At 60.0% G+C, this 19,418-nt stretch carries 23 protein-coding genes and 1 tRNA gene; 14 read left to right on the plus strand and 10 right to left on the minus strand.

The window, feature by feature from the left end:
- Window positions 1-3 precede the first annotated feature (3 nt).
- Window positions 4-1,665 carry an alpha/beta hydrolase gene (locus tag ACMHLQ_RS08855; protein WP_415404411.1) on the minus strand — a complete coding sequence of 554 codons (1,662 nt, stop codon included), beginning with the start codon at window positions 1,663-1,665 and terminating at the stop codon, window positions 4-6.
- A 230-nt stretch (window positions 1,666-1,895) separates the two neighbouring features.
- On the opposite strand from ACMHLQ_RS08855, the gene ACMHLQ_RS08860 reads away from it, so the two are divergent.
- The 3 genes from ACMHLQ_RS08860 (at window position 1,896) to ACMHLQ_RS08870 (ending at window position 3,401) form a co-directional block, all read left to right on the plus strand.
- Window positions 1,896-2,702 (plus strand): formate/nitrite transporter family protein, encoded by an 807-nt coding sequence (locus ACMHLQ_RS08860; RefSeq protein ID WP_415404412.1) that lies wholly within the window; start codon window positions 1,896-1,898, stop codon window positions 2,700-2,702.
- A gap of 75 nt (window positions 2,703-2,777) precedes the next feature.
- Complete coding sequence (locus tag ACMHLQ_RS08865) at window positions 2,778-2,966, plus strand: PLDc N-terminal domain-containing protein (RefSeq protein WP_415404413.1); 189 nt, start codon at window positions 2,778-2,780, stop codon at window positions 2,964-2,966.
- Between the two features lie 18 nt (window positions 2,967-2,984).
- Window positions 2,985-3,401: a YidH family protein gene (locus ACMHLQ_RS08870; RefSeq protein ID WP_415404414.1), complete on the plus strand. Its 417-nt coding sequence runs from the start codon at window positions 2,985-2,987 to the stop codon at window positions 3,399-3,401.
- A gap of 47 nt (window positions 3,402-3,448) precedes the next feature.
- Here the strand turns inward: ACMHLQ_RS08870 and ACMHLQ_RS08875 are convergent, their stop codons facing one another.
- Complete coding sequence (locus ACMHLQ_RS08875) at window positions 3,449-3,631, minus strand: hypothetical protein (RefSeq protein WP_415404415.1); 183 nt, start codon at window positions 3,629-3,631, stop codon at window positions 3,449-3,451.
- A gap of 110 nt (window positions 3,632-3,741) precedes the next feature.
- Here ACMHLQ_RS08875 and ACMHLQ_RS08880 point away from each other — a divergent pair, with 110 nt between their 5' ends.
- Window positions 3,742-4,767 (plus strand): AI-2E family transporter, encoded by a 1,026-nt coding sequence (locus ACMHLQ_RS08880; protein WP_415404416.1) that lies wholly within the window; start codon window positions 3,742-3,744, stop codon window positions 4,765-4,767.
- Here the strand turns inward: ACMHLQ_RS08880 and ACMHLQ_RS08885 are convergent.
- From ACMHLQ_RS08885 to ACMHLQ_RS08900, 4 genes are read right to left on the minus strand one after another with little or no spacing between them, the layout of a single operon-like run.
- Entirely contained in the window at window positions 4,731-6,266 is a 1,536-nt protein-coding gene (locus tag ACMHLQ_RS08885; RefSeq protein ID WP_415404417.1) for a phospholipase D family protein, read from the minus strand. The two genes, ACMHLQ_RS08880 and ACMHLQ_RS08885, sit on opposite strands and share 37 nt — an antisense overlap.
- On the minus strand, window positions 6,266-7,972 hold the full coding sequence (locus ACMHLQ_RS08890) for a sensor histidine kinase (protein ID WP_415404418.1): 1,707 nt from the start codon (window positions 7,970-7,972) through the stop codon (window positions 6,266-6,268). The genes ACMHLQ_RS08885 and ACMHLQ_RS08890 overlap by 1 nt, the downstream gene beginning before the upstream one ends.
- Window positions 7,969-8,523: an RNA polymerase sigma factor gene (locus tag ACMHLQ_RS08895; RefSeq protein WP_415404419.1), complete on the minus strand. Its 555-nt coding sequence runs from the start codon at window positions 8,521-8,523 to the stop codon at window positions 7,969-7,971. The genes ACMHLQ_RS08890 and ACMHLQ_RS08895 overlap by 4 nt, the downstream gene beginning before the upstream one ends.
- The gene (locus ACMHLQ_RS08900) at window positions 8,520-8,684 is read right to left on the minus strand and encodes a hypothetical protein (RefSeq protein WP_415404420.1); all 165 of its coding nucleotides are present in this window, start codon (window positions 8,682-8,684) and stop codon (window positions 8,520-8,522) included. Before ACMHLQ_RS08900 ends, ACMHLQ_RS08895 begins: the two co-directional genes overlap by 4 nt.
- Before the next feature lie 99 nt (window positions 8,685-8,783).
- On the opposite strand from ACMHLQ_RS08900, the gene ACMHLQ_RS08905 reads away from it, so the two are divergent.
- Window positions 8,784-9,590, plus strand: coding sequence for a response regulator (locus ACMHLQ_RS08905; protein WP_415404421.1), 807 nt, complete (start codon window positions 8,784-8,786; stop codon window positions 9,588-9,590).
- Window positions 9,591-9,632: 42 nt separating this feature from the next.
- On the opposite strand, the gene ACMHLQ_RS08910 is transcribed toward ACMHLQ_RS08905, so the two are convergent.
- A complete protein-coding gene (locus ACMHLQ_RS08910) occupies window positions 9,633-10,130 on the minus strand; it encodes a Dps family protein (protein WP_415404422.1) in 498 nt (165 codons plus the stop codon).
- Window positions 10,131-10,176: 46 nt separating this feature from the next.
- Window positions 10,177-10,338 (minus strand): DUF1328 domain-containing protein, encoded by a 162-nt coding sequence (locus tag ACMHLQ_RS08915; protein WP_415404423.1) that lies wholly within the window; start codon window positions 10,336-10,338, stop codon window positions 10,177-10,179.
- Between the two features lie 163 nt (window positions 10,339-10,501).
- Here ACMHLQ_RS08915 and ACMHLQ_RS08920 point away from each other — a divergent pair, with 163 nt between their 5' ends.
- Together ACMHLQ_RS08920 and ACMHLQ_RS08925 are read left to right on the plus strand one after the other, a co-directional pair.
- Complete coding sequence (locus tag ACMHLQ_RS08920) at window positions 10,502-10,828, plus strand: DUF883 family protein (protein WP_415404424.1); 327 nt, start codon at window positions 10,502-10,504, stop codon at window positions 10,826-10,828.
- A 3-nt stretch (window positions 10,829-10,831) separates the two neighbouring features.
- On the plus strand, window positions 10,832-11,170 hold the full coding sequence (locus ACMHLQ_RS08925; protein ID WP_415404425.1) for a phage holin family protein: 339 nt from the start codon (window positions 10,832-10,834) through the stop codon (window positions 11,168-11,170).
- Here ACMHLQ_RS08925 and ACMHLQ_RS08930 read toward each other — a convergent pair.
- Window positions 11,121-11,492, minus strand: coding sequence for a hypothetical protein (locus tag ACMHLQ_RS08930; RefSeq protein WP_415404426.1), 372 nt, complete (start codon window positions 11,490-11,492; stop codon window positions 11,121-11,123). The two genes, ACMHLQ_RS08925 and ACMHLQ_RS08930, sit on opposite strands and share 50 nt — an antisense overlap.
- An 88-nt stretch (window positions 11,493-11,580) precedes the next feature.
- Here ACMHLQ_RS08930 and ACMHLQ_RS08935 point away from each other — a divergent pair, with 88 nt between their 5' ends.
- The 7 genes from ACMHLQ_RS08935 (at window position 11,581) to ACMHLQ_RS08965 (ending at window position 19,235) form a co-directional block, all read left to right on the plus strand.
- Window positions 11,581-12,309, plus strand: a complete 729-nt coding sequence (locus tag ACMHLQ_RS08935) for a Crp/Fnr family transcriptional regulator (RefSeq protein ID WP_415404427.1) — start codon at window positions 11,581-11,583, stop codon at window positions 12,307-12,309.
- Window positions 12,310-12,328: 19 nt separating this feature from the next.
- On the plus strand, window positions 12,329-13,504 hold the full coding sequence (locus tag ACMHLQ_RS08940) for a DUF2254 domain-containing protein (RefSeq protein ID WP_415404428.1): 1,176 nt from the start codon (window positions 12,329-12,331) through the stop codon (window positions 13,502-13,504).
- A 252-nt stretch (window positions 13,505-13,756) separates the two neighbouring features.
- Complete coding sequence (locus ACMHLQ_RS08945) at window positions 13,757-15,382, plus strand: peptide ABC transporter substrate-binding protein (protein ID WP_415404429.1); 1,626 nt, start codon at window positions 13,757-13,759, stop codon at window positions 15,380-15,382.
- A gap of 49 nt (window positions 15,383-15,431) precedes the next feature.
- A complete protein-coding gene (gene oppB, locus ACMHLQ_RS08950) occupies window positions 15,432-16,355 on the plus strand; it encodes an oligopeptide ABC transporter permease OppB (protein WP_415404430.1) in 924 nt (307 codons plus the stop codon).
- A 4-nt stretch (window positions 16,356-16,359) separates the two neighbouring features.
- On the plus strand, window positions 16,360-17,277 hold the full coding sequence (locus ACMHLQ_RS08955; RefSeq protein WP_415404431.1) for an ABC transporter permease subunit: 918 nt from the start codon (window positions 16,360-16,362) through the stop codon (window positions 17,275-17,277).
- A gap of 3 nt (window positions 17,278-17,280) precedes the next feature.
- On the plus strand, window positions 17,281-18,249 hold the full coding sequence (locus tag ACMHLQ_RS08960) for an oligopeptide/dipeptide ABC transporter ATP-binding protein (RefSeq protein ID WP_415404432.1): 969 nt from the start codon (window positions 17,281-17,283) through the stop codon (window positions 18,247-18,249).
- Window positions 18,246-19,235 (plus strand): oligopeptide/dipeptide ABC transporter ATP-binding protein, encoded by a 990-nt coding sequence (locus ACMHLQ_RS08965; protein WP_415404433.1) that lies wholly within the window; start codon window positions 18,246-18,248, stop codon window positions 19,233-19,235. The genes ACMHLQ_RS08960 and ACMHLQ_RS08965 overlap by 4 nt, the downstream gene beginning before the upstream one ends.
- Window positions 19,236-19,333: 98 nt before the next feature.
- On the opposite strand, the gene ACMHLQ_RS08970 is transcribed toward ACMHLQ_RS08965, so the two are convergent.
- Window positions 19,334-19,410 (minus strand) — tRNA-Arg (locus tag ACMHLQ_RS08970).
- Between the last annotated feature and the right edge of the window lie 8 nt (window positions 19,411-19,418).

The raw sequence follows: 19,418 nt of genomic DNA on the forward strand, positions 1-19,418 counted from the left end.
CGGTCAGTCGTTGAGACGTTGATCCACAACGGTCAGAACACCCTGCCAGAATTGCAGTTGTTCGCCGGGTGCGCTGTCATATCTGCGCTGTGCCTCGGCCACGGCATCGGCACCGTAGTTTGCGATCAAATCCCCTGCCGCGCGCACTTGCTCGACCGGGCAGCCCTCGGGGCGAATGTCCCACTGACGGGCGCCTGACTTGGGCGCCACGCCGCAGCGCTCTCCGGGTTGCCAGCCCAGCTTGACCAGCCCGACGATGTCACCCAGCAATTGGGGCGCGTCCGCGAAATAGGTGTGGCCCAACATGTCCCCCTCGATCAGCGATGCGTCGACGGCATCCACCCCGGCCAATTCGACCAGACCATCGCCCGAGTCACCCAGCCTGACCCCGCCGTTGACGGTGCGCGACACCTGCAAGGCGCGGTCAAACCGCGAAGCATAGAGGGTGATACCATCCGTATAATCCAGCAGGCTGGAATACTCGGCGACAAAGCTGTCACGATCCACATCCGGTGCAGCAAGGACAAGCTGGCCGATCCGGCGCTCTGGATAGGCATCCAGAAAACTGTTCAACGCCGCGAGCGTGTATTGATTGCCCATCGAGTGCGCGATGATGTGCAACGTCCCCTCACCCCGCGTTGCGATTTCCAGAAATGCCTCCATCCCCGGCACGGTCGGCCGGACATTTCCCGCATCCGTCAAGTAGCCATAAAGCGACCCCTTGGACGGCCAGCTGAAGAACATCATGTCGCCCGAAAACTCGAGATCATAGGATAGCTGCGCCGCGCGCAATGCGCCGTCATGAAAGCTGGTGTTGTATCCGTGCACGAACAGCAGCCGATCATTGGCGCCGCAGCAACCTTCGGCAAAGGCGGTGCGCGCCATCTCTTCTATCTCGGCCAACACGACATGTTCCTGCGGGTCCAGATGATCAGTGAACGACCAACTGGTTGGCCGCTCGATCATCCCGGCCAGATGGTTCTCGGGGATGGTCACGGTCAACCTGCCCACAGTCAGGCGGTCTGGCTTGGTCCCGAAATACTGCGCAGGGTCAGTGGATTGAGAGACGTTGCGCGTTGTCCCATACCAAACGGTCACAGCCGTCGGGTCCCCGGCGGCGCGCACATTGGCGCCCGGCTGGTTGCCGACGATGATCTCTTCGCGCATCCGCTCGAGGGCGGACAGCAGTTCGGGCCGCAATTCGCGCACCTGAGCCTCGAGCGCATCAAGGCGCGGCAACAGGGCCTTGTTCTCGCCGCCCATGCGCGCCTTTGCGCTGTTGAATGCACGCAGCGCGTAGTCGAGGGCGACAGCATCTTCTCCCAACGCCAGATGCGCCTCGGAGAGCATATCCAACACTTCGGTCAAACGCGGATCAACCTGCGCCAGCCCGTCCATCGCGGGCAACAGGTACGAAACGGCACGATCCGGCGCGCCCGCGCCAAGTGCGGCATGGGCAAAACGCAGGCGCAAATCCGGGGTGTCATCGCTCAGCAGCATTTGGTCGGCAATGGCGAGCGCGGCATTCGGATCATCCGGCAAAGTCTGTTCAAACCGCGCGTAGGTTTCAAAGGCAGTACGGTCAGGTATGTCCGTCGCAGACTGGGCAAACGCACACGTCCCCCAGACCATCGTCAGCAAAACAGGTATCCATTGCCGTACCATCCGCACCTCGCCTATGCACCGTCTGCATTCGGCAGCGCGCACCGGGCACGCAAACCGCACTGACAGCAATTGCTACCGATCAAGCCCCGGCTGTCAAAACAATAATTCTTTGAAATTCCTCAAGATTGATGCGCGGCTGTTCCCGACCCGAAGTATTCTTTCCACACAAAGGGAACACAACGCCAGCCAGATGCGTTTGGTCCGATAGGCAAGTCGGAGACATTGAACCCATGGACAAGAAACAAGCCGAAGTCGCGATAGACGAGGCAGAAGGGCTGCCACCCAAGCTGATCTTTGAGGTGATACGCCGCGACGGCCAGGAAGAACTGGACCGTCCCAACGGCTCCCTCATGTGGTCGGGCATTGCCGCGGGGATCATGATTTCACTGTCGGTTTTGGGCGAAGCGATTTTCCGCACCTACCTGCCCGATGCCGACTGGGCCTATCTGGTTGAAAACCTCGGCTACAGTCTGGGCTTTCTGGTCGTGATCCTTGGGCGCATGCAACTGTTCACCGAAAACACGATCACGACGGTCCTTCCGGTCATGCACAGCCCGTCGGCAGCGCTGTTTCAACGCACTGCCGTGCTCTGGACTATCGTCTTGCTGGCCAATGTCGTGGGCGCCTTTGTTGTGGCGTCCCTCTTCGCCTTTACGGCGGCGATACCGGCGGAATTGCTTCCAGCGGTTGAAGAGCTGTCGCGCCACGCCACAGGCTTTCCGCCTGCCGAGGCATTCCAGCGTGCCATCCCGGCGGGTGTTCTGGTGGCCGCCATCGTATGGATGTTGCCACAGTCGGACGGGTTCGAATTCTTCCTCATCCTCGCATTCACATGGCTGATCGCTGCCGGAGATTTCACCCACGTGGTCGCAGGCTCGGTCGAGATGGCGTTCCTGTTGGTTCAGGGCCTCCTGTCACCTTCGGACGCGCTGTTCAGCTTTTTCCTGCCGGTGCTCGCCGGCAACATTCTGGGCGGCACGCTGATCTTTACCCTGCTCGCCTTTGGGCAGGTCCGCAAAGAGCTGCCGGAGCAATAAAGCAGGCATCACGGAACTTTCCACGCCGAAGTGTGTTGGTTCTGCAAGACATCACGCTTTAGGAGGGCTTTGGTCATGGAATATGCTGGTATCGGTGGATTTATCGTTCTGGTTCTGAACATCTGGGCAATCGTGTCGATTGTGGGATCAAGCGCATCGACAGGCTCGAAAGTGGTGTGGACGCTGCTGGTGCTCGTCCTGCCGGTGATCGGGTTTATCATCTGGCTCATTGCAGGCCCACGCGCGGCCAAAGGCATCGCGTAACCTGAACTGACAAAGGTGGTGCGCGGAGATGTCCGCGCGCCGCTGCGCGACGGCCTAAACCACATGTCCCGAGACAATTCATCCGACGATACGCCGGACTCGCGCACCCAATGGGCCGAGGATCGTACTGTTCTTGCAAATGAAAGGACGTTCGCGGCCTGGATGCGCACGGGCATGGCCTGTGTGGGCGTCGCCCTCGGCCTCAAGGCCGTATTTTCAGCAACCGATTACCCGATCATCGCCAAAGTAGTGGCGGAGTTGTTCATCCTGTCTGCAATTTTGATTTTCTGGTCTGCCGCACGGCGCAGCCAAAGCACACAACGTCGCATAGATGCCCATGATACCAACGCACAATCGGTGCGGAACATGGTGTTGACGTCCATCGTGCTCACGGTGGGCGCTATCGCGACCGGCATCATCTTGTGGTTGCTCTAGCCCCGCTATGAAAAAGGCGGCGGATAACACCCGCCGCCGCTTTGACGTTATTCGCTGATAACAACCGATGGAGTGGTGACCGTCACCTCGCCATCATCGGCCTGCGAAACGGTCCAGGCCAGAAACGCCACAAACAGCGCACCCACGGCTGCGCCAACGACGGCCATGCCAATCAGCGGTGCCTTGTGGTGTGTCACTTGCTTGTCGATATTCGTGTCAGGTGCTGACATCTCAAATCTCCTTGTTGCTTCGCAAAACCAACGCCCGAACGGCAGGAAAAGTTCCATTCAACCGGAACGCATTCACCGCTCTGGGTGTTGTGTCGAGAAGGGGTAAGTCAATGAACAGACAGCATGTGCAGGCGACCTGCATCAGCATTCTGGCGGTCGTCGCAATCATCCTGGTCCTGCAACAGGCCAAGGATATCCTGGCCCCGATCATGGCTGCACTGCTGACGGGGATTGTCCTTACACCGCTGTCCGATATCTGGGAAAAGCTGCGCCTTCCCGCAGCCCTCGCCGCCTTCTTTTCAGTTCTGATGGCACTGTCTGCGATACTGCTCTTGCTGTTGCTGATCGAACCTTACGTGACCGAAGCCATCAACCGCGCCCCCATCATCTGGAGCGAACTGCGCGGCACAATCGAGCAACTCAAAGGGCTGTTGCGCGGCATCGAAGAGATGTCCGCCGATGTCGCCGCCGCCATCGAACCTGACGCCGAAGGGGATGGGGCAAAACCCGTTGCGCTCCCATCCGCGATGGACGCCCTGTTCTTTGCGCCGCAATTCGGTGCGCAGATCATGATCTTTACCGGCACGCTCTACTTTTTCCTGCTGGCGCGAAAAGCGCTTTGTGACTGGTTCGACACATCCTTTGACGGGATCGGCAAGGTCGAGCTGCGCCATGCCAGCAACCAGGTGGCGCGCTATGTGTTGACCATCAGCGCCATCAACTTCGGGCTTGGCTGTCTTGTGGCCCTCGCGATGAACCTGTTGGGCATGCCCACCCCGGTGCTGTGGGGCGTCTTGGCCTTTGTTCTCAACTACATTGTCTATCTCGGCCCCATTGCGCTGATTGCCGCGCTGTTGATCACAGGAATCGTCATGTTCGATGGTGCCGTCAGCTTTGTTCCGGCGGCGGTCTACTTTGCGATGAACGCGACCGAGGCACAGTTTGTGACGCCCACGCTGGTGGGCAAAACCCTGTCGGTGAACCCGCTGTTGGTGTTTTTGTCACTGGTGTTCTGGCTGTGGCTGTGGGGGCCCATTGGCGGCATCATCGCGATCCCCCTCCTGATCTGGGGGCTGGCCGTGTTCAAGGGGATGGACAATCAGGCCATTTCTTCGGGAACGCCGGGCAGATTATAGGCCAACTCCTGGGCCGCATCCGCCACGTAGGGCAGAATGAACCCGCGCCGTTGCTCGGGCCGTCTTTGCGCATTGTCCGCCGCGCGCGCGGCCCAGGCGGCACATGCGGTGTCACAGGCGAAGTATTCAGGCCCCGCATCCGCACCCAGCCAATGATCAAAGCACCGCGTTTTCAGCTGCTCCACGTCCTCTTTGATCCCGGTTTGCACGCCGACCTCGGTGTCCCAGGACATGCTGCGCCCGTTCAGGTTGGCCGAAGACACGATGCCCGCCCTGTCATCAAAGATCGAAACCTTGGCATGCAGATAGACTAGCGGTGCACCGAAATGCGTGGCCCGCCCATTGTTTGCGGCCGGGCGCAACTGCGCGGGCGAGCCGACGAAGAGACGTTTGCCAAACGCCTTCTTGATGATCTCAAGGGATTTGATCTGCAAATGCTCGCCATAAGCGACATCGCTGCCCGGCGCGTCATCAAAGGCGGCGTCTTCGGGGGCCGCCGGCAGGATCAGGATCAGCGCCAACTCGGGCACTTGTGCCGCACGTCTGGCCAGCTGTTTGGCAAGCGTTCGGTCGCGAAAGAATTGGGTTTCGAGATAAATCAACGACTTTGATTGCGCGATCTGCGCGGCATGCGCCTCTGCCAGTTCGCGCACAACAGGCTTGGGCGAGAGAGAAGCCAGGGAAAACCCGCGCTTGGCCGAAATCGTTCTGAGCAGGTTGCCCTTCGGGGCCGGATCGGCGCCCAATGTCACGCCTTCGAATGTGCGCAGGTGCGCCGCGGCTTCCGCGGCGATCGGGCCACTGACCAGCACTTGGGTGTCGTGCCACGTCTGATCGGCAGCCCGCTCATGTTCCGGCGTGTCATACCGCCGATCGTTCAGATCAAGACCGCCAACATAAAGCGTCTTTTCATCGAACACCGCGAGCTTCTGGTGATGGGTGACAGGCACGAGCGGCGGCGGGGCAAAGCGGGGGACAATGCGATCCCCATCCCATCTCAACATGGGCCGAAGGTACGGGCTGTGGGTCAGGTACGCGTCCTTTTCGGCGGATGATTTGCGGTTCACCTGCGCAAGGTTCTCGTTGATCTCCTTGATTGACCGGGGCCACAGTAAGAAACGCGGCAGCAGGCCGACCCGGGCCGGGTGCATCGAGGCGCGCGCTGACAAAAGGTCGGGGTTCCGGGATGCCTCGCCCGCAGCCAACAATCCCCGGACGCACGCCCACGCATATGCGTGCATCCCCGGGCGCGCCACGGGATCGAAATCGCTGAGGGTCAAGGTGATGCGCACCCCGCGATCCAAGGTTGCAACAATCAGATCAAACCACGTTGTCCCGACACGCCGTGCCTCGGGCGAGCGCAGCCTGGTCCAGGGATCGAAGATGCGGAAACCCGCAATGATCTCGCGTTCAGCCTGCAAGAATTGCGCCTCCAAGGCCGGAAACGCCTCTTGCGCGGTCAGCAATACTTCAAACTGGCGCGGTGCGCTGTCGTCCATCAGAAATCACGCGTTTCAGGCTCAAATTCAGCGACCTTGAAGGCGACAGTCATCGCAAAACGATCCGGCGACGCGTCTGTCTCGATCCGAGCGCCCAGCTGAATGGCAAACGCGTCCATCAACTGCGCGCCAAGGCCGGTGCTTTCAGCAGTCGTGACTGCGCCCACCGAATTGACCAGTTGCAGCACACATTCCGGCCCGTCCTGTTTCATCGACACCTTGATCCATGGCTTTCGGCCATCAGCCGCACCCAGATACTTCATCGCGTTTGTCATGGCCTCGGCCACCAGCAGCGACAGGGGCACAGCCTGATCCGGGTACAAGAGAACCGGGTCAATGTCGGTGCCCAAATCCACCGAACCGCCCGACACGGCTGCCACCTCCAACGATTTCTCGACAACTTCGGACACGAGCGTGCCCACATTCACCAGCCCCCCGTTTTGGGACTGGTACAGATCCCGGTGGATCGTGGCGAGGCTAAGCACACGGTCCTGAAGGCGGTACAGCACCGATTTGGTCTCGTCATGCTCGGCTGTGCGGATCTGCATGTTCATGATGGACGAGATGAGCTGCAGGTTGTTCTTGACCCTGTGATGCACCTCTTTGACCAGCACGTTCTTGGCGCGCAGTGCATCCTCAAGGCTGGCCTCATCCCGGATGAGATTGTTGATCATCAGGTCGAAATGTCCATAGAGCGCGCGCACCTCATTGGGCATGCTCTCAGTGTCTTCGGACACGTCGATGCTGCGGTCATTGGCGAAGGCGTTCATGCGCGTGCTCAGCCGGGTGAGGTGGCGCAGGACCAGCATATAGATCGACAACATCGCGACACACATGCTGGCAAACCACATCAGCACGGGAAACAGCCACGGTCGCACAAAGGTCGCAACCTGCCGCGCCAGACCTTCATCCACACGCCAGACGCCGATGACGGTGGCGGGGCTGCCTTCGATCGGGACGACAGTATAGGTCCGGCGTTGACCCAAGGTGTTCTTGGCCTGAAATGCATTGCCGCGCATCACGGTCAGGTCCTGCAAGGCGCGATCACCCGGCAACTCGGGCAGCGCTTTGTCCCTGTCTGACCGAGAGGTCAGAACATCACCGTCGCCATTGAACGTCATCAGGTCGACGAGGCCAAGTTCGATCAGACGCTCAGGCGTATCGGGCAGGCCGGAATGGGGGATAGAGATGGACACGAAACCGCCAAATTGCCCGCCGATCTCGTAAGGTTCCGAGATGACGAACACCGAACCATTGCTCAGCGGAGCATCCGTGTTGACGACGATGGTGGGGCTTTGGTCCTGCATGGCCAGATCAAAACCCGGCCAGCCGGAAAAGTCATAGGACGTGCCCGTGGACGTACATGACATCTTTCCCGAAAGCGGCAGGAAGCCGACGAAACTGTACCGTGGATCATTCTTTACGAACTCGCCCAGGCCGGTTTCGCACCGGTCGGGATTGTCGGTGAATTCGCCCGCGATGGTCGCAAACACGCGCGCCGCACCAAAGGCGCGTTCGATCAACAGTTCTTCGGCCTTGGCAGCCCGCCCTGTGATCGCCAGCAGCGCCAGTTGCGCGTTGTTCTGTGCCTCTGCCGCAACGCGATTGGTCTGATAGATGGCCACCGCCCCCAATGGGAACAGTGCCAGGGTCATCAACATCACGGTCAGCACGCGCAGGCTGTTGTACCAGCGCCCTTGCGTCACGCAGGCAGCCCCGGATTGCCGACAACGGCGATGGTCGCGGTGTCAGTCAACTCCAATGCTTCATCATCATCCAGATGCAACAGTTCGGCCAGTTTCGCCCTTGCGCGGTTGACGCGACTTTTGATCGTGCCAGTGGCCACACCACACATCTCGGCGGCCTCTTCATAGGCAAAACCGGATGCGCCAACGAGAACAAGCGCCTCGCGCTGTTCATCGGGAAGCTGATTCAGCGCCGCCTTGAAGTCGGTCATCTGCAGACGTCCATCGTGGTCGGGCTTAACCGAAAGCGTGTCGGAAAACACGTTATCCACATCGGCGACTTCGCGATTCAGCTTGCGGCGCGAGGTGTAGAAATTGTTGCGCAGGATGGTGAACAGCCAGGCACGCATATTCGTGCCGGGTTCGAATTTATCCATATTTGTCCATGCCTTGAGGACAGTATCCTGTATCATGTCATCCGCTGTCGCACGGTTGCGCGTGAGGCTGAGCGCAAAGGCCCGCAAGGCTGGTAAATGCGTGACCAGCTCATCCCTTGGATCAAGATCGCTCATTTCTTGGCCTTCATCTCTTCGTCCTGTGCACGCAGGACGGACAGCAGATCGGTGATCTGGTCGGGCATCTCGTCTGTTTCCAGTTCGGAAAACACCTTTTTCAGGCTCTGATCGATATAGTTGTCTATTCTGGCTTTTCTTGGGTCTTGCTTGCTTGCCATCTTTATCCCGAGCCTCACTTAAAAAATCACGCATTTGAGGGAACCAACTGCGTCCTTCTGTGTTTGGTTCCAATAAAACCGCAAAAAAGGTCAAAAAACATGAGCGACACGCGTACAGAGGCGACATTCTCCGACCTCCTTGCCGCCGAACTCCCTTACCTGCGTCGATACGCACGTGCCCTGACAGGGTCACAAGCGCGGGGCGACCAATACACCGTCGCAACGCTCGAAGCCATTCTCAAGGACAGATCGCCCTTTGAAAATGATGATCCGATCAAGGTGAATCTGTTCAAGTGTTTCCACTCGATCTGGGTATCGTCCGGACAAGCGCTGTCCGAACCCGAAGACACGGTGCGCAGCCGGGCGCACGGCCTGCTGGCAAAGCTGACGGAAAATTCACGCGAGGCCCTGCTGCTGCGCACGATTGAAGAATTCAGCCCAAGCGCCATCGCGTCGATCATGCAAACCGATGTAGATGATGTCCGGCACCTGATTGCCACGGCCAACAAGGAACTCGCCAGCAGCGTGTCGGGCCGTGTGATGATCATCGAGGATGAGCCGATCATCGCCGCCGACATTCAGGCCATTGTCAAAACCCTCGGTCACGAGGTCACTGGCATTGCCCGCACGCACAAAGAGGCTGTCGCACTGGGCAAAGAGCAGAACCCCGATCTGATTTTGGCCGACATTCAACTGGCCGACAACTCATCCGGTATCGATGCTGTGAACGATCTGCTCGAAGTTATGGATGTGCCGGTGATCTTCATCACCGCCTTCCCCGAGCGTCTGTTGACGGGTGACCGGCCCGAACCGGCTTTCCTGATCTCCAAACCGTTCCAGGAGGCGCAAGTCATGTCCGCCGTCAGCCAGGCCATGTTCTTTGCCTCGACCGCGACGCTGAAGTAACGAAACGCCCCGCACGTGTTTCAGCACGCGCGGGGCGAGCCCTTATTCAGTGGCAAGCGCACGCAGCATCCACGCCGCCTGTTCGTGGAATGCCGAACGTTCTGTCGCAAGATCCTCGGTCACCGGATCGTTCTGCTCTGCCGCAATATCGATCAGCGCATGCAAACGATGGGCGATACGCTGGTGATCTTCGGCAAGAATGCTGCACATCTCGCCCGCGCTCGGTGCTTGGTCCGGGTCCTTGATCACCGATGTTGCCATGATCTCGCTCATCTTCATGGGGGCCATCTGACCGATGGCACGGATACGTTCGGCCAGCTTGTCGGCGGCAGCAAACATATCCTCATAATGCTCTTCGGTCAGGTTGTGGATCGAGTAGAACAGCGGCCCTTCGACATTCCAATGAAACGCATGGCTCTTGAAGGTCAGGCGATAGGTATCCGCCAACACGTCTGTCAGCCCTTCGGCAATGGTTTCGGGTTTGCGCACACCTGACGAGATATCTTTGGGTGCGCCAACTACGTTCAGAGAGTTTGTCATGTCTTCATCCTTTCAGATTGTTTGATCAACGTGGTTCAGCCCGGCATCAGCCGCGCAAGGCGCGGACGATCAGCGTGGCGACAAACAGCACCAGGAAGATCACGAACAGGATCTGTGCGATGCCCGCCGAGGCCGAGGCGATGCCACCAAAACCAAAGACAGCCGCGATCAGCGCGACGACGAAAAAGATCAGCGCATAGTGTAACATGTGTATGCTCCTATTACTCACAGCGCGGTTGAAACTCGCCACGCTTTCCACCCCCTCAACCCAAAGGATCGCCGTCCGGTTCCAAATTTTTTCCTCAAGAAATTTTGGAACAATCCGGACCTCCGCGTGTTTGATTGGCAGACAACACAAGAGGAGAATGACAATGACGAGTAAGTTGCAAACGCTGAACAAAACGACCGATACGGGCGATCTGGCCGCGCAAGTTGAAACGCTGCGCCATGACCTCGCATCGCTGACACAGACCATCGCGGACTTGGGTCGCGCCAAGGGGGACGAGGCGGTGAGTGCCGCCAAATCCAAGATGGCGGATGTGCGTGAGCAGGCGGCCGACACTGCGGAAACCGCACGGCTTCAGGCGATGGAAATGCAGGACAAGGCTGACACCTTTATCAAGAACCAGCCAGCAACAGCGCTCGGCATCGCGGCAGGCGTCGGTTTCCTTGTCGGTTTTCTCGGGTCGCGGAAGTAACTGATGTTCGGCATCGAGAAAAAAGTGGCGCACACCGCCAAGCGCGCAGGCCTCCTTTCGGGGGGCCTGCTGCTTTGCACAATCGGGGCCGGGTTTCTGACGGTTGCGGGCTGGTTTGCCCTCTATCCGCTGGTTGGTGTGCAAAACACCGCTCTGATCTTTGCCGGCGTCTATGTCGGTCTGGGGCTAATCCTGATCGGCGCGGGTGCGCACCGGTCATCCAGCGCCGCACATCAATCGCAACCACAGCCGCATGCGCAGTCCGGATCTGCTCCTGCCGTCGTCGAGGCGTTTATGTACGGCCTTCAGGCTGGTGCGCGGGCGGACAAGGCAAGACGTTAGGCAGCGCCTCGAGGATCATCGCGGTCGAAAACGGCACATCCAGTGTCGTGGCATGTATCGAAGGCGCGGCTGGGCCACCAATGCTGACAACCTGACCGCCGCCCTCGACCACGGGCTTGAGGACGTGCGCAGACAGCTCGGACAGCATCGCGCCGTTCACAAACACGCTGACGGGGCCACGCGCTGTCACAAGCAACTGCTCCAAATCATCCAGGGAGTTACAATCCTCGACACGGCTGGTCGGAAAATTATGTTCCAACGCACCCGCCACATCCATGCGCACGATCGGATCAGGCTCAACAACGACAAAGCAATGATCCACGCAGGACCCTCCAAGATATCTACATGTGATTTCTAATAGGGATTCTGCGCAAGCACATTAAACTATGACATAGCTTGGAGAATAAAAAATGGCGACGAAATGTGAAAACTGCCCGCTCCGCAGGCACGATGCATTTGCCGATATGACGCCGGACGATATCCGCTTCATGCAACGTTTCAAGGTGGGCGAGCTTGTCGTCGAGGCTGGCACACCCATCCTCATGGAAGGCTCCAACAGCCCACAGCTGTTCACGGTCCTGCATGGCATGGGTTTACGGTACAAGGTGCTGCCGAATGGTCGGCGACAAGTGGTCAGCCTGATCTTTCCGGGCGATTTTGTCGGTCTGCAGGCGGGGATCATGGGCGAAATGGGCCACTCGGTCGAAGCGACGACAAACATGACCCTGTGCGTGTTCGACCGTTCGGAAATCTGGACGCTGTTCAAAGAGCGCCCCGAACAGGCCTTTGACCTCACGTGGCTCGCCGCCGTCGAAGAGCATTTTCTGGGCGAGACACTGTCCACCCTCGGCCAACGCACCGCGATGCAGTCGCTGGCCTGGGCCCTTGCGCGCGTGTTCATCCGCGGGCAAAGCTTGGATCTCGTGCGCAACGGCGCGATGCCCTTTCCATACAAGCAACAGGATATTGCCGATGCCCTGGGCCTGTCCCTTGTTCACACCAACAAGACGCTGGCTGCGTTGAAACAGAAGCAACTGGTACATTGGTCCGAACAAACATTGCGGGTGACAGACCTCGATGCACTGGCTGAACATGCCATGATGGACGATCTGACCCCCGCGAAACGGCCCCTCCTGTGACGGGCGGCGCGGCGCAGACATGAAGTACCGGGCAAAACTGCTGCAATCGGCGCAGGCGATCCGCGCCAGTTACTGGTTCATTCCCGCGACGATGGTGCTGTTCACCTTCGCGCTCGCCAATCTCGCCATATGGATGGACCGATCCACCGATATGCTGCCCTTCCAACTGCCAAGGGTCTTGGCCAATACCCAGATCGAGGGGGCACGCAGCACGCTGACGACAATCGCCACGTCGGTGATTGGGGTCACCGGGGTCATGTTCTCGATGACGGTCGTGGCTGTGTCATTTGCCGCAGGGAATTACGGGCCGCGCCTGATCGGGAATTTCATGCGGGATCGGGGAAACCAGATCAGCCTTGGCATCCTGATCTCTACCTTTGTTTATGCACTGTTCATCCTGCGGGTTGTGCAAAACCCCGTGGACGAGGGCGGCATCGCGGCATTTGTCCCCCAGTATTCGCTGTTGCTGGCTGTCATCGGCTGCATCGTGGCCGTGTTCACGATGATCTATTTCGTGCACCACGTGCCCGAAACCATTAACGTCTCGAACATCACCGCCAACCTCGGCCGTCGGCTCGAGCGTGACATCAAGGCCCTCATCGACGCAGATGCCGAACATGAGACACCCGACGATGAAGGCTTTCCCGAAACGGACCCTGATCGACAAATCTGTCTGCCCGACACAGGCTACATTCAGGTCCTGCGCTACCATCGGATCAAGGAGTTGAGCGATAAGGAATCCTGCCGGATCAAGGTGCTGCAATACCCCGGCGACTTTGTCACCCGGTTCACGCCCGTGCTCGGCATATGGGGTGCTGAAACGCTGGACGACGAAGAGATATCGCAACTGCAAGAATGCTTTGCCGTCGGCACAAGCCGCACCGAACACCAGAATATCTTTTTCCTCGTCGATCAGTTGGTGGAGATGTTGGCGCGCGCCCTGTCGCCCGGCGTCAACGATCCGTTTACAGCGATCAATTGTCTGAACTGGATGCATAACGGCCTGAAGACCGCACAGCACCACGCGGGCGGGCTGCCCGACGTCGGCGCGCGCAGCTTTGAACTGGGCCCCTGCCTTACCTTCGACAAGCTGTTCGCGCGCAGTTTCGAGGCGTCGCGCCCCTATTGCGAACCCGATCACCTGGTCATGGCGCGCTATAAGGAACTGGCCGACGATGTGAAAGCCGGTCGATAGGCCGCCTGTCACCAAATCTGCCCGTGTCAACGAAGAACCGACACGTCAGTCTGTTTTCCAAACGTAATCGCATGCTCAATGCTGCCTAAATGGACGGGTGCGCCCGGCATCGGAGGTTTGTCGCCGATGCTTTGGCCTCTTCCAACTTTTGTGATGTATAGTGCACGCATTTCTACCAATCTTTGCAACCATATGGCGACGTCGATGCGTCAGCATCAGACGGCCCAACGCGCAAACATCAGGGAGACACACATGACCAAACATGGACTTTTGACCACTTCGGCAGTGCTGGCGCTGGCCCTTTCCACCCCAATCTGGGCGCAGGACACGCATCCCGTGACCGGCGAAACGCTGGCCGCTGACCAGACCTTCAAGTACCGCCTGCTGGATCAATTCCCCTCCATCGACCCGCAATTGATCGAGGAAACGGTGGGTGGGCACCTCGCGCGGCAACTGTTCGAGGGGCTGTTGACGCAAAATGCCGACGGCAGTCTGCGCCCCGGTGTGGCCGAGGAATGGTCATCGGACGACAACACGACATGGACCTTCAAGCTGCGCAATGACGCGCGATGGTCCAACGGTGATCCGGTCGTGGCGCAGGATTTCGTCTATGCCTGGCGACGCGCAGCCGACCCGGCCACGGCATCCGAATACGCCTGGTATGTGGAACTGAGCCAGATCACCAATGCCGCCGCGGCCATCGCAGGTGAGGCCAGCACCGAAGAACTGGGCGTGCGCGCGATTGACGATCACACGCTCGAGGTCACGCTGGAACAGCCCCTGCCCTATTTTCCGCAGATGACGGTGCACTACACCTTCATGCCGACGCATCAGCCGACGATCGAAGCCCACGGCGCGGATTGGACCAACCCCGCCAATATCGTCTCGAACGGCGCTTACAAGCTGGACGACATAGCGGTGAACGAATTCGTGCGATTGGTCCAGAACCCGGAATACTGGGCGGCGGATGACGTGATCATCACTGAAATCACCGGCTACGTCATCAACGACGCCAACCAGGCGCTGAACCGGTTCAAGGCGGGCGAATTCGACATGATGGATGACCTGCCAGCGGGCAGCTATCCCCGGCTTGAGGAGGAAACACCAGATGTGGCGCATTCCGTGCCCCGCCTGTGTTCGTACTATTACACTGTCAACCAGTCCGAAAGCGGGCACGAAGCCCTGCAAGACCCCCGCGTGCGCAAGGCCCTCAGCTACATGATCAACCGCGAGGTCATCACGGATCAGGTGCTCAAGGCCGGTCAGGCCCCCGCGTTCAGCTTTACCCATTGGGCGACCGCCGGGTTCGAACTGCCCTCGATCGACTATGCTCTGTGGAGCCAGCAGGAACGCATGGAACGCGCCATGGCGCTGATGCAGGAGGCGGGCTATGGCCCGGGCAATCCGATCGAGGTGGACCTGATCTACAACACCTCGGAAAACCACAAACAGATCGCCACCGTAGTCAGCCAGATGTGGCGCCCGCTGGGCGTGACGGTGAAACTCAGCAACTTTGAATGGCAATCCTATCTCGACATTCGCGGCAACCAGAACTTCGACATCGCGCGCTCTGCATGGTGCGGCGATTATAACGAAGCGTCGACCTTCCTAGATCTTCTGACCACCCGCAACACCAACAACGACGGCAAGTACAGCAGCGAAGACGTCGACCGGCTGATGGTCGAAAGCGTCACCATGTCCGACCCGCAACCGGTCTATACGCAGGTCGAAAAGATCCTGGCCGAAGACATGGCGATCCTGCCGATCTACCACTACACCCAGACCTTCGTTCTTGATCCGACCATCAAGAACTGGCCGATGGAGAACGTGGAAAACAACTGGTACGTGCGCGACATCTACCGCGTCGCTGCCGATTGATGGCCCTTGGGGCGGGTGAACGCGCCCGCCCCAACGCCTGGTCACTCACATGATTTCATTCATAATCAAGCGCATGTTGGTCGCGATCCCGGTTCTTTTGATCCTGATCGTGGGCACCTTTGTGCTGATGTACGCCGCGCCCGGCAGCCCCTTCGCGACCGAGCGTGGCATCCCCCCTGCCGTGCTCGCCAATCTCGAGGCGCAATACGGCCTCAACCAACCCTTTCTCGTCCAGATATGGCGCTACATCGTCGGCATCGTGACGGCCTTCGACTTCGGCCCCTCGTTCATCTACCGCGATCAGGATGTGAATGACCTCATCGGCCAAGGGTTCCCGGTGACCCTCACCTATGGGTTCTGGAGCTTTGTCGTCGCCGTTCTGGTGGGCGGTGCGCTGGGTATTCTGGCGGCGGTGCGCCACAACACATGGCTCGACTATCTGGCGGTCGGTGTGTCCATCGGGGCGCAGGTGCTGCCCAACTTCGTGTTGGCGCCGATCCTCGTCCTGGTCTTTACACTGTGGCTGGGCTGGCTGCCCGGGGGTGGATGGCAGGGCGGTCAGTGGCAATTCCTGGTCCTGCCGGTCATCGCGCTGTCCACGAGTTTCATGGCGTCGATTGCCCGCATCTCGCGGGCCTCCATGCTCGAAGTGCTGACCTCGAACTACATCCGCACCGCGCGCGCCAAGGGGCTGCCGATGCGGCGGGTGATCTTCCGGCACGCGCTGAAACCGGCCCTGTTGCCCGTCATCTCTTACCTCGGCCCGGCCTTTGTCGGGATGATCACCGGGTCGGTCGTGATCGACATCTACTTTTCCACCGGCGGGATCGGGCAGTTCTTTGTCGCCTCGGCGCTCAACCGGGACTACGGCGTGATGATGGGCATCACGGTGCTGCTCGGCACGCTGACCGTCTTTTTCAACTTGCTGGTCGATATCCTCTACGCGTGGATCGACCCGAAAATCAGGTACTGATCCCGTGCTCGCAACCAAATCTGTCGCTGACCATCTTGCCAGTACGGCCCCGATCAAGGGCCGCTCGCTCTGGGCCGACGCGCGCCGGCGGTTTTTTCGCAATCAAGCCGCCGTTGTCGGTCTGGTTGTGCTGGTGCTTGTCGCGATCTTTGCCCTCATCGGCCCCTTCATTGCGCCGTGGAATTATGAAGATATCGACTGGAACGTCCTGGGGAACGTCGCCGAGGGCGGGCGCCCGTCGCTGGAGACCGGACACTGGTTCGGCACCGACGCGCTAGGCCGGGACCTGTTTGCGCGCACGGTGCAAGGCACGCAGATCTCGCTGATGGTGGGGATCGTGGGTGCGCTGATCTCGGTCGTCGTGGGCACGCTTTATGGTGCGGTCGCCGGGTACTATGGCGGGCGGATCGACAGCGTGATGATGCGGATCGTCGATGTGTTGATGTCGATCCCCTACATGTTCGTGCTGATCCTGCTGCTGGTGGTGTTTGGCCGCTCGCTTGTCATGCTGTTCGTGGGGATCGGGCTGATCAGCTGGCTGGACATGGCGCGGATCGCGCGGGGTCAGACACTGACCCTGCGCGGCAAGGAATTCATCGAGGCGGCGGTGGCCACGGGTGTGCGCCCCTTCACCATCATCCTGCGCCACATCATTCCGAACCTGCTGGGCGTGGTCATCGTCTACGCCACGCTACTGGTGCCCTCGATGATCATCTACGAAAGCTTCATCAGCTTTCTCGGGCTTGGCGTTCAGGAGCCGCTGACCAGTTGGGGCGCCCTGATCAACAATGGCGCGGCAGAGATGAACAACGGCACACTCTGGATGCTTCTGGTCCCGCTGTTTTTCTTCGTGATCACCCTGTTCGGGTTCTTCTTTGTGGGGGACGGGCTGCGCGACGCGCTCGATCCCAAGGATCGGTAAGGCATGGCACTCCTCGACGTTACAGACCTCACCGTCAGCTTTGACACACCCGATGGCACGGTGAAGGCCGTCAACGGCATGACACTCAGCCTCGATCCCGGCGACAGCTTGGCCATTGTCGGCGAAAGCGGGTCGGGCAAGACGCAACTGGCCTTCGCGATCCTCGGGCTGCTTGCCAAGAACGGGCATGCCGCCGGGTCCGTGCGCTTTGACGGGCAGGAAATCCTGAACCTGCCCGAGGCCAGGCTGAACAAGATCCGCGCCAACGAAATCGCGATGATCTTTCAGGATCCGATGACCTCGCTCAATCCCTACATGCGGGTGGGCGAGCAGATGGCCGAGGTGCTGATGCTGCACACGGGCACGTCGAAACGCGATGCACTGGCTGAAAGCGCCAGGATGCTGGACGCCGTGCGTATCCCCGATGCCCGCGCACGGCTCAGGATGTATCCGCACGAGTTTTCGGGCGGCATGCGGCAGCGGATCATGGCGGCCATGGCGCTGTTATGTCGCCCAAAGCTCCTGATCGCGGATGAGCCGACGACAGCGCTGGATGTCACGGTGCAGAACCAGATCATGCAGCTGATGGCCGACATTCAGCGCGACTTCGGCACCGCCCTGATCCTGATCACCCATGACCTTGCGATTGTTGCGGGCTCCTGCCTCGAAACGCTTGTCATGTATGGGGGCCGGGTGATGGAGGTCGGGGCCACGGACGACGTGTTCGAAGCGCCCTCGCACCCATATACCCGGGGGCTGTTGAACGCGATCCCGCGCCTTGATGTGCCCCAAGACGCCTTGCAGACCATACCGGGCGATCCACCGGATTTGACCGCACTGCCCGCCGGGTGTCCGTTCAGCGCCCGCTGCCCCGCCAGCCACGACCCCTGCATGCAAACCATGCCCATTCTCAAAGGCTTCGACACGGGCCGGTTCCGGGCCTGCCACGCCCCGCGGGAGGCCATCCAATGACGGCACCATTGCTCGATGCCCAGAACATCAGCGTCACCTTCAAGGTGCCCCGGCAAGGCGCGTGGCCATGGACGCCACCAGACGCATTGCAGGCCGTGAAACAGGCCTCGCTCACACTCGAGCCGGGCAAGACACTCGGCCTTGTGGGCGAAAGCGGGTCCGGAAAATCGACGCTGGCCCGCGCGATCGTCGGCACGGTTCCCGTCAGCGGCGGGCAGGTGCTGTGGCGGGGCGAGGATGTCCTCGCCATGGACCGGGATCGCAGTCGCGCGCACCGGCGCCACGTGCAGATGGTGTTTCAGGATCCGCTTGCCGCGCTCAACCCGCGCATGACGGTCGGCCAGATCGTGGCCGAACCCTTGCGCACCCATTTCCCGGACATGTCCAAGGACGACATGCGCAAGAAGGTCGGCGCCATGATGGAACGGGTGGGCCTGCTGCCCGCACTCGTCAACCGCTACCCGCACGAGTTTTCGGGCGGTCAATGCCAGCGGATCGGGATTGCCCGTGCCCTGATCACCGAACCCGACCTTGTCGTCTGTGACGAACCGGTCAGCGCGCTGGACGTCTCGGTCCAGGCGCAGGTGGTGAACCTGTTGCAAGAGCTGCAACGCGAGATGGGCCTGTCGCTCTTGTTCATCGCCCACGACCTGAGTGTGGTGCGCCACATCTCGCACCGGATCGCGGTGATGTATCTGGGCCGCATCGTCGAAACGGCCAGCGCTGCCGCGTTGATCGAGAACCCGCGCCATCCCTACACCAAGGCGCTGATTGCCTCTGTTCCGATCCCCTCGCCCAAGGCCGAGCGGGCCCGCTTCCGCCCCGTTCTGGAAGGCGAACTGCCCTCGCCCCTCGCCCCGCCCTCGGGCTGTGTCTTTCGCACCCGATGCCCGATTGCCCGCCCCAGCTGCGCCGAGGCGATGCCGGAACCAGCATTCGTCGCAAGCGATCACATGGTGGCCTGCCCACATTCCGACGCAGCCTAGCCTACGGGGCCGTCCGAGACCAGGCACGCCACCTCAACGCGGGACGCAGGTGCTCGACCTTTCGCAAGATGGCGGAAAACACCGCGTTAACGACAGACTGGCGATCCCTGAAGGACTCGAACCCTCAACCTGCTGATTAGAAGTCAGCTGCTCTATCCAGTTGAGCTAAGGGACCGCTGGGGT

The sequence above is a fragment of the Tateyamaria algicola genome, from assembly GCF_047715485.1.
Taxonomy (GTDB): domain Bacteria; phylum Pseudomonadota; class Alphaproteobacteria; order Rhodobacterales; family Rhodobacteraceae; genus Tateyamaria.